The following is an 8,795-nucleotide window of genomic DNA, read 5'->3' as shown; positions in this document are numbered from 1 at the left end:
CTATAAAGCGACTATTTTCTTGCGCCATTCATCGAATGATCAGCAAAAAAGGGTGCTATGCTCCATCACTTGCCCTTTATCTTGAGTCTTTCCGGGTATTATTAAGCTCTCCCGCATTCAGGAACTGATTTATGAGTAGTCTTCTTCGCATTCGTCAGCTTTATCCAACGCTGGCACAAAATGACCGTAAGTTAGCCGATTTTCTGCTCACTAATCCTGAGCAGGCACGTCATCTTAGTTCGCAAAAGTTGGCGCTGCAAACCGGGGTTAGCCAATCTGCAGTGGTTAAGTTTGCCCAAAAATTAGGCTATAAAGGCTTCCCGGCGCTAAAACTGGCCCTGAGTGAAATTGTCGCGGCCCCGGCACAGGCAGTGACACTGCATAATCAGATCTTGAGCACTGACAGTTTAAAAATCGTTGGGGAAAAACTCCTGAGCGAGAAAGCCGCAGCACTACGGGCCACCTTGGATATCAATAGTGAAGAACGACTTACGCAAGCATTAGAGATGTTATTGTCGGCACGACGGATTATTCTAACCGGTATTGGTGCTTCGGGGCTGGTGGCAAAAGATCTGGCTTATAAGTTACTGAAAATAGGCATTATGGCGGTCTCCGAAACCGATATGCATGCACAACTGGCCGCAGTACAAGCATTGGATGCACGGGATTTACTGCTGGCTATCTCATTTAGCGGCGAACGCCGTGAGATAAATCTGGCGGCTGAAGAGGCACAGCGTTGTGGTGCCAAAGTGCTGGCATTGACCAGTTTTTCCCCCAACAGTTTGCAGCAACGTGCCGATCATTGCTTATATACCATTTCGGAAGAACCCGCGATTCGCAGTGCCGCGATCTCCTCAAGTACCGCGCAATATGCTCTGACTGATCTATTATTTATGGCGATGATCCAACAAGACTTGGAAAGCGCGCAGGATCATATTAAGCACAGTGCGGCACTGGTAAAAAAACTGGTCTAAGGATAGCAGAGGGGTATAATCCCCCGCAGTTGAGAATACCCGACCTAAGGTAAGAGAAAGCATGGCCCTGTTGATCACTCGTAAATGTATTAATTGCGACATGTGCGAGCCGGAATGCCCTAATGAGGCAATTTCCATGGGTGCAGAGATCTATCAGATTGATCCGATGCGCTGTACGGAATGTGTCGGTCATTACGAAACACCAACCTGCCAGTTGGTCTGTCCTATCGATAATACGATTGCTATCGATCCTGCCTGGGTTGAGAGTAACGAACAATTGTGGGATAAGTTTGTCCAACTGCATCACGCCGAACGTTTGTAATCCCCGCAGCAAGACTCGTTTTTAATACCAACAATATACTCGCGCATAACAAAAAGGGCGGCATTCGCATGCACGCCCCTGCTCTCTTTCACCACTATTCGCGGCTAAAACGGGCCTAGCTTTCAATAATTACGGTCGCGCAGGCATAACGCCGTTCATCGGCCAACGTTACATGTAAGGATTTGACACCCAGCTCAGCGGCCAATTCTGCCGCGCGCTGATGTAAACGCAGCGTCGGCTTACCCAGTGCATCGTTAACAACTTCAAACTGATTAAATGCCAAGCCATTACGAATACCAGTACCAAATGCCTTGGCCGCGGCCTCTTTAACGGCAAAGCGTTTTGCCAGAAAACGAATTGGCTGCTGATGCTGCTGATAGTGCTGCCATTCCGATGGGCTAAGGATACGCCGCGCCAGTTTTTCGCCACTGCGCTCCACCACCGCTTCAATCCTTGAAATTTCAACAATATCAGTGCCTAAACCCAAAATCGCCATTAACGACGCGCTTCCCGCATTAATACTTTCATCTCAGTAACGGCAGCTGCAAGGCCCGTCATTACGGCCTGACCAATAATTGCATGGCCGATATTCAGCTCATGAATCTCTGGTAAGGCTGCGATCGGTTGCACATTGTGATAGGTCAGGCCATGACCGGCATTCACTTTCAACCCTTTGCCTGCGGCATAGGTCGCAGCTTTGGTGATACGCACTAATTCAGCTTGACGCACCAAATCGGTGGTGGCATCTGCGTACGCACCGGTGTGGATTTCAATATAAGGGGCACCCACGGTAACGGCTGCATCAATCTGGCGCATATCGGGATCGATAAACAGTGACACCAGAATACCGGCCTCAGATAATCGGCTCACCGCAATGGTCATTTTATCGAGTTGACCGGCAACATCTAGCCCGCCTTCGGTGGTAACTTCTTGGCGTTTTTCCGGCACCAGACAGCAAAAGTGCGGTTGTAACTCACAAGCAATATCAACCATTTCATCGGTAACCGCCATCTCCAGATTCATGCGGGTCTGGATAGTTTGGCGCAAGATGCGTACATCTCGATCAGTGATATGGCGGCGATCTTCACGTAAATGCACGGTAATACCGTCGGCACCCGCTTGCTCGGCAATAAACGCGGCCTGAACAGGGTCGGGGTAAATGGTCCCACGTGCATTTCGTAATGTCGCAATGTGATCGATATTGACGCCCAACAACAAATCAGCCATGACAGCCCTCCAGATATGGATGCATCTTTAATAGGTCAATGAGCACGCAAAAACCGGCCCTTAAACGCATAAGTGCCTTGCAGTTTACACCGACTAGACTGTCAGCGGATAGGTTACTGTACGGGAAAGTTGATGATGGGCAGTTTAAAACATGAAGGTATTGCTACTACGGCACTGGATCCGCTGGTGGCTTAATCACAAACTGACGAAACAGTTCGCGACTTTTTAACGGTTTACCCCCCAAATAGGGTTTGAGGGCGATGCGGGTGAAGCGCTTGGCTGCACGTAAAGTATCGGCATCAGGAAATTCACGGTTAGCCAAAGCCGATAATTGGCGGCCAGTAAAGCTATAGTGATCAACCACCAAGCTGGCGATAAATCCTTTTTCTTCCCGATAGCGGTAGGTCATGGTCTCTGACACCGGCTGACCACTCCCCGCACAGTGGAGAAAATCCACACCATAGCCAAGATGAGCCAATATCGCCAATTCAAACTGGCGCAGGGCATATTCGGGCGATCCATCACTGCCTGCCAAAGCCTGTAAGCAATGCAGATAATCGAAGAATAAAGCAGAGTAATTGGTTTGATGTTCTAACACGCGGGAAAGCAGCTCATTGACATATAAACCGCTATACAACATAGAGCCAGTCAATGGAAGAGCCAGTGATACTGGCTCAGCACTGCGTAAGGTTTTAACTTCACCACGCCCGGTCCAGCGAACCAATAATGGCGTAAAAGGCTGCAAGCAGCCTTTTAGATTGGAGCGGCGACCCCGCGCACCTTTGGCCAGCACCCGCATGCGGCCTTCCCCTTCAGTAAATAAATCCAGCATCAAACTGGTTTCACTATAGGGTCGCCCATGCAGGACAAATGCGCGTTGCCAACCGTCCATTGGCGAGTCTTACTTCAGATCGTCGGTATAGCCTAAGCTGCGCAATGCACGTTCGTCATCTGCCCAGCCTGATTTCACTTTCACCCACAGCTCAAGATGCACTTTTGCTTCGAACATTTGTTCCATGTCCTGACGGGCTTCAATACCAATGGTCTTGATTTTCGAGCCTTTATTACCGATGACCATTTTCTTCTGGCCTTCGCGTTCAACCAAAATCAGCCCATGGATGTTATAACCACCGCGCTCATTTGGGACAAACTGTTCAATTTCAACTGTTACTGAGTAAGGTAATTCCTCACCCAAGAAGCGCATCAACTTTTCGCGAATGATTTCTGACGCCATAAAACGCTGAGAGCGGTCAGTGATATAATCTTCCGGGAAATGATGACCCGCTTCCGGCATAAGCTTGCGCACGATGCCAGCGATGGTATCCACGTTCATCCCTTTCTCGGCAGAGATTGGGACGACGTCCAGGAAATTCATCTGCTTACTTAAGAACTGAATATGGGGCAACAGCTTGGTTTTGTCTGTTACGTTATCAACTTTGTTGATCGCCAATAATACCGGGCATTGTAAACTGCGCAGCTTATTAACGACCATTTCATCGTCGGCAGTCCAATTGGTGCCTTCGACTACAAAAATCACTAATTCCACATCACCGAGAGAGCTGCTTGCCGCGCGATTCATTAAGCGGTTAATCGCGCGTTTTTCTTCAATATGCAGCCCCGGGGTATCAACATAAATGGCCTGATAAGGCCCTTCAGTATGGATCCCCATAATACGGTGGCGTGTGGTTTGTGGTTTACGTGAAGTGATGGAGACTTTTTGCCCCAACAGTTCATTTAGCAAAGTAGATTTACCCACATTCGGGCGACCTACAATTGCAATAAAACCACAATACGTTTTTTCTACTTCGCTCATTCAAGCTCCAACTGTTTCAGCGCTTGTTCCGCTGCCGCCTGCTCAGCTTTACGGCGACTTGAGCCGGTACCTATTACCGGTTCATTCAAGCCACTCACCTGGCAGTGGATAGTAAATTCCTGGTCATGTGCTTCTCCGCGAACCTGCACAACCAGATAAGAGGGCAATGGCAGATGACGGCCTTGCAAATATTCTTGCAAGCGCGTTTTCGGGTCTTTCTGCTTATCACCAGGGCTGATTTCTTCCAACCGACTGCGATACCAGTCGAGAATCAGCCGTTCAATCATATGAATATCGCTATCTAAGAATATACCGCCAATTAAGGCTTCTACTGTATCCGCCAAAATTGATTCGCGACGGAAACCACCACTTTTCAATTCACCCGGCCCAAGGCGTAAACATTCACCGAGGTCAAATTCACGGGCCATTTCAGCGAGTGTATTTCCTCTAACCAATGTGGCACGCATCCGACTCATGTCCCCTTCATCGACACGGGGAAAGCGACGATACAGCTCATTGGCAACAACGAAACTTAATATAGAGTCACCCAGGAACTCCAAACGCTCATTGTGTTTGCTACTGGCGCTACGATGAGTCAGTGCTTGCAGCAAGAGCTCCTGCTGTTGAAAAGTGTAGCCCAGCTTCCGCTGTAGCCTGTTTATTACGATGGGGTTCATGAGTTACCAATAGATCAAGAATGCGTCAAAAACTACAGCATACGGAACAGGTCTGATCCGCCAATATTGCAGGACAAAACTGTTTCGTTTGCAGTGGCTCCCATAAAGAAGCCAACTTTTATCGCTCGAAGGGTTATTCTACAACGAGTGGAAATATAATGCTGCGTTTAAATACCCTGCTTACTTGAAGTTGCAGCAGTGCTAGCGGCGTTCAAATCTACTTCCAGCAGATTTGTCACCCGAATTACTGACTTTTGTCGGTTCATCGGGATGTGCTCGTTTGCTACCTGGCTGCAACTCCACCATCTGGGTATAGCCGATACTAATGGATTCCACCAATTCGACTTAAACGAACACCCGTTGGCCATTCACCTTCTTGCTTTTCAAAACTCATCCAAATAGCAGTGGCCTTGCCAACTAGATTACGTTCCGGCACAAACCCCCAGAAGCGGCTATCTGCACTGTTATCCCGGTTGTCGCCCATCATAAAATAGTGACCTTCCGGCACCACCCAAACCCCTAAAGGCTGGTTAGGTTGTTGATAATAAGCGCCTATCTGCTCCTGACGCCCAGGGACGGTCAGAATATGGTGTGCCACCGGCCCAAGAGTTTCGGTGCGCTCACGCAAACGTACCCCACCATCAGGCACTGCCTGATTTGTCGGGATTTGGAAGAAGCCAGCAGAAGCCTCGCCATTGCCGCTATAGCGGAATGTCTGCACAAAATCGCTTGGCTCAGATGCACTGTAAGTAATTGGCAACGCACTATCACAAGAAGTACCGGTATTACATGCAGGCTGCACCGTCACTTCCTTGCTGATTGGATTATAGCTAACGCGGTCACCCGGTAAGCCCACTACACGCTTGATATAGTCCAAACGCGGATCGAGCGGATATTTAAATACCGCGATATCACCACGTTTTGGATGTCCCGTAGGGATCAGCGTAGTTTGCGTGATGGGATCTTTAATACCATAAGCAAACTTCTCAACCAGAATGAAGTCACCGATCAATAGCGTTGGCATCATCGAACCAGAAGGGATCTGGAACGGTTCGTAAATAAACGAACGAACGATAAATACCAGAGCTAACACCGGGAAGACTGAAGCACAAGTCTCTATCCAGCCAGGCTGCCTTGCCGCCTGTGCTAAAGTCTTATTATCTACAGCACAACCCGTTTGTGCCTTGATCGCCGCAGTTTGCGCATTAACTGCCGCAATTTTTGCCTGGCGAGCCGGTCCCCATTTAAACCGCTCGAAGCACCAGATAATCCCTGTCAGCAGTGTTGCTATCGCTAAAATCAAGGCAAACATGTTAGCCATCAAAACTCCTTATTTGCTGTCTTTTCCAACGTGCAGAATAGCCAGGAAAGCCTCTTGCGGTAATTCAACGTTACCGACCTGTTTCATACGTTTTTTACCGTCTTTCTGTTTCTGCAAAAGTTTCTTCTTACGGCTAACGTCACCGCCATAACACTTCGCCAGTACGTTTTTACGTAACTGTTTCACAGTAGAACGGGCAATGATGTGGTTACCGATAGCAGCCTGAATTGCAATATCAAATTGCTGGCGCGGGATCAATTCTTTCATTTTCTCAACCAGATCACGGCCACGGTATTGCGCATTATCACGATGGGTAATAAGCGCCAGCGCATCTACACGCTCGTTGTTGATTAACACATCAACACGCACCATGTCAGAGGTCTGGAAACGTTTGAAATTGTAATCCAGCGAGGCGTAGCCACGGGATGTCGACTTCAGGCGATCGAAGAAATCGAGCACCACTTCAGCCATCGGAATTTCATACGTCAGCGCCACTTGGTTACCGTGGTAAACCATGTTGGTCTGCATACCACGTTTTTCAATACACAACGTGATGACGTTACCCAGGTATTCCTGCGGCAACAGCATATGACACTCAGCAATTGGCTCGCGTAGCTCTTCGATGTTGTTCAACGCCGGCAGCTTAGATGGGCTATCAACGTAAACGGTTTCCTGACTGGTGGTGATCACTTCATATACGACCGTCGGTGCGGTGGTGATCAATTCCAGATCGTACTCACGCTCCAGACGCTCCTGAATGATCTCCATATGCAGTAAGCCGAGGAAGCCACAGCGGAAACCAAAGCCCAATGCGGTGGAGCTTTCTGGTTCGTAGAACAAAGAGGCGTCATTAAGACTCAACTTGCCCAGAGCATCACGGAAAGCTTCATAATCGTCTGAACTAATAGGGAACAGACCGGCATAAACCTGTGGTTTTACTTTCTTAAAGCCAGGTAATGACTTCTCCGCCGGGTTACGGGTCAGAGTCAATGTATCGCCGACCGGTGCGCCTAAAATGTCTTTTATCGCACACACCAACCAGCCAACCTCACCGCAGTTCAACATATCGCGATCTATACGTTTTGGTGTAAAAATACCGAGGCGCTCAGCATTATAACTCTGCCCGGTACTCATTACTTTAACCTTATCGCCTTTACGCAATGAGCCATTTTTAATACGAATTAACGATACAACACCCAGATAATTATCAAACCAGGAATCGATAATTAGCGCTTGTAATGGACCATCAGGATCACCCTCTGGCGGCGGAATATCACGCACCAAACGCTCAAGGATATCGGGTACACCTACACCAGTTTTCGCTGAGCAACGTACCGCATCAGTCGCATCAATGCCCACGATGTCTTCAATTTCTTCCGCAACACGCTCAGGGTCAGCAGCCGGCAGGTCGATTTTATTTAAAACAGGAACCACTTCCAGATTCATTTCCATCGCGGTGTAGCAGTTCGCCAGCGTTTGTGCTTCAACGCCTTGCCCGGCGTCAACAACCAGCAATGCCCCTTCACAAGCCGCTAAGGAGCGGGAAACTTCATAAGAGAAGTCAACGTGACCAGGGGTATCGATAAAGTTGAGCTGATAGGTTTGACCATCTTTAGCATGGTAATCAAGCGTCACGCTCTGTGCCTTGATGGTAATACCACGCTCACGCTCCAGATCCATAGAATCCAGTACTTGAGCGGCCATTTCACGCTCAGATAATCCGCCACAAATCTGAATAATACGGTCCGACAGCGTCGACTTACCGTGGTCAATATGGGCAATAATAGAAAAGTTTCTTATGTGCTTCATTTATATGAATTTTTCTCTAGTCGTTGTCTTTAATTAATTATTGGTGGACACAGCGATGGACTCAAACCCAAAACTACCCACATAAATATGCACGCATCTTACACTGTAAGTCTGCCTCGTGAAAGGCATCACACTTAGCTTGTTAGCTGATTTATCCTGTTAAAATGTATCAACGCCTTACCTTACATCGCTATTGATAGTACATACTCTTAGCGCTGTTCCGTGCTGATATCCCGGTAAAAATAGTTTAATACCAATAACTTTATTGTGCCTATAGCTTATAAAGCTCGCTAGTGTGTATTATTTAACTGATTATAATCAGCACGATAGATACCCTACACGCCTAATTTAGTGGTGCACATATTTCTATTTTGTCGAACTGATGATTAATTCATTTTCGGAAAATGCTCATTTACCCTGTTGGATAATAATTTAAAGTATTCATGTGATTTTATAACAACCAAGTGAAATATCCTCTTGGCGGCCATATGGAGAATATTATGATTGATGAAGGAAAAATACTGAGCCGCCATGAGTTTAGAAAAAATAACTCCAGAGCCACTATCGTCGCAATAATACTTATATTAGTATTTAGTTTTATAATAATTACTTTATCAATGGCGACATCTATTTTTTCAACCCCATCAATTCT

General features: G+C 47.4%; 9 protein-coding genes. 2 read left to right on the top strand and 7 right to left on the bottom strand.

Going from position 1 to position 8,795, the window contains the following annotated elements; translation table 11 throughout:
• Positions 1-131 precede the first annotated feature (131 nt).
• On the top strand, positions 132-974 hold the full coding sequence (locus V2A85_RS19560) for a MurR/RpiR family transcriptional regulator (protein ID WP_372559695.1): 843 nt from the start codon (positions 132-134) through the stop codon (positions 972-974).
• A gap of 61 nt (positions 975-1,035) precedes the next feature.
• On the top strand, positions 1,036-1,296 hold the full coding sequence (locus V2A85_RS19555; protein WP_032906988.1) for a YfhL family 4Fe-4S dicluster ferredoxin: 261 nt from the start codon (positions 1,036-1,038) through the stop codon (positions 1,294-1,296).
• 115 nt (positions 1,297-1,411) lie between these two features.
• On the opposite strand, the gene acpS is transcribed toward V2A85_RS19555, so the two are convergent.
• The 7 genes from acpS to lepA all read right to left on the bottom strand — a co-directional run bounded on the left by acpS (position 1,412) and on the right by lepA (position 8,143).
• The gene (gene acpS, locus V2A85_RS19550; protein ID WP_083163143.1) at positions 1,412-1,792 is read right to left on the bottom strand and encodes a holo-ACP synthase; all 381 of its coding nucleotides are present in this window, start codon (positions 1,790-1,792) and stop codon (positions 1,412-1,414) included.
• Entirely contained in the window at positions 1,792-2,523 is a 732-nt protein-coding gene (gene pdxJ / locus V2A85_RS19545; protein WP_083163141.1) for a pyridoxine 5'-phosphate synthase, read from the bottom strand. Before pdxJ ends, acpS begins: the two co-directional genes overlap by 1 nt.
• A gap of 166 nt (positions 2,524-2,689) precedes the next feature.
• Complete coding sequence (gene recO / locus V2A85_RS19540; protein ID WP_083163139.1) at positions 2,690-3,415, bottom strand: DNA repair protein RecO; 726 nt, start codon at positions 3,413-3,415, stop codon at positions 2,690-2,692.
• A gap of 9 nt (positions 3,416-3,424) precedes the next feature.
• The gene (gene era, locus V2A85_RS19535; RefSeq protein WP_083163137.1) at positions 3,425-4,336 is read right to left on the bottom strand and encodes a GTPase Era; all 912 of its coding nucleotides are present in this window, start codon (positions 4,334-4,336) and stop codon (positions 3,425-3,427) included.
• Complete coding sequence (rnc, locus tag V2A85_RS19530) at positions 4,333-5,013, bottom strand: ribonuclease III (RefSeq protein ID WP_083163135.1); 681 nt, start codon at positions 5,011-5,013, stop codon at positions 4,333-4,335. Before rnc ends, era begins: the two co-directional genes overlap by 4 nt.
• A gap of 322 nt (positions 5,014-5,335) precedes the next feature.
• Positions 5,336-6,334: a signal peptidase I gene (gene lepB / locus V2A85_RS19525; RefSeq protein WP_083163133.1), complete on the bottom strand. Its 999-nt coding sequence runs from the start codon at positions 6,332-6,334 to the stop codon at positions 5,336-5,338.
• A gap of 9 nt (positions 6,335-6,343) precedes the next feature.
• Positions 6,344-8,143 carry a translation elongation factor 4 gene (lepA, locus tag V2A85_RS19520; RefSeq protein WP_083163131.1) on the bottom strand — a complete coding sequence of 600 codons (1,800 nt, stop codon included), beginning with the start codon at positions 8,141-8,143 and terminating at the stop codon, positions 6,344-6,346.
• Positions 8,144-8,795: the final 652 nt, after the last annotated feature.

This window comes from Yersinia sp. 1252 StPb PI (assembly GCF_048593885.1).
Taxonomy (GTDB): Bacteria; Pseudomonadota; Gammaproteobacteria; order Enterobacterales; family Enterobacteriaceae; genus Yersinia; species Yersinia enterocolitica_E.
Note: the sequence above shows the minus strand (reverse complement) of the source record. Positions and strands in the feature narration are given on the sequence as shown.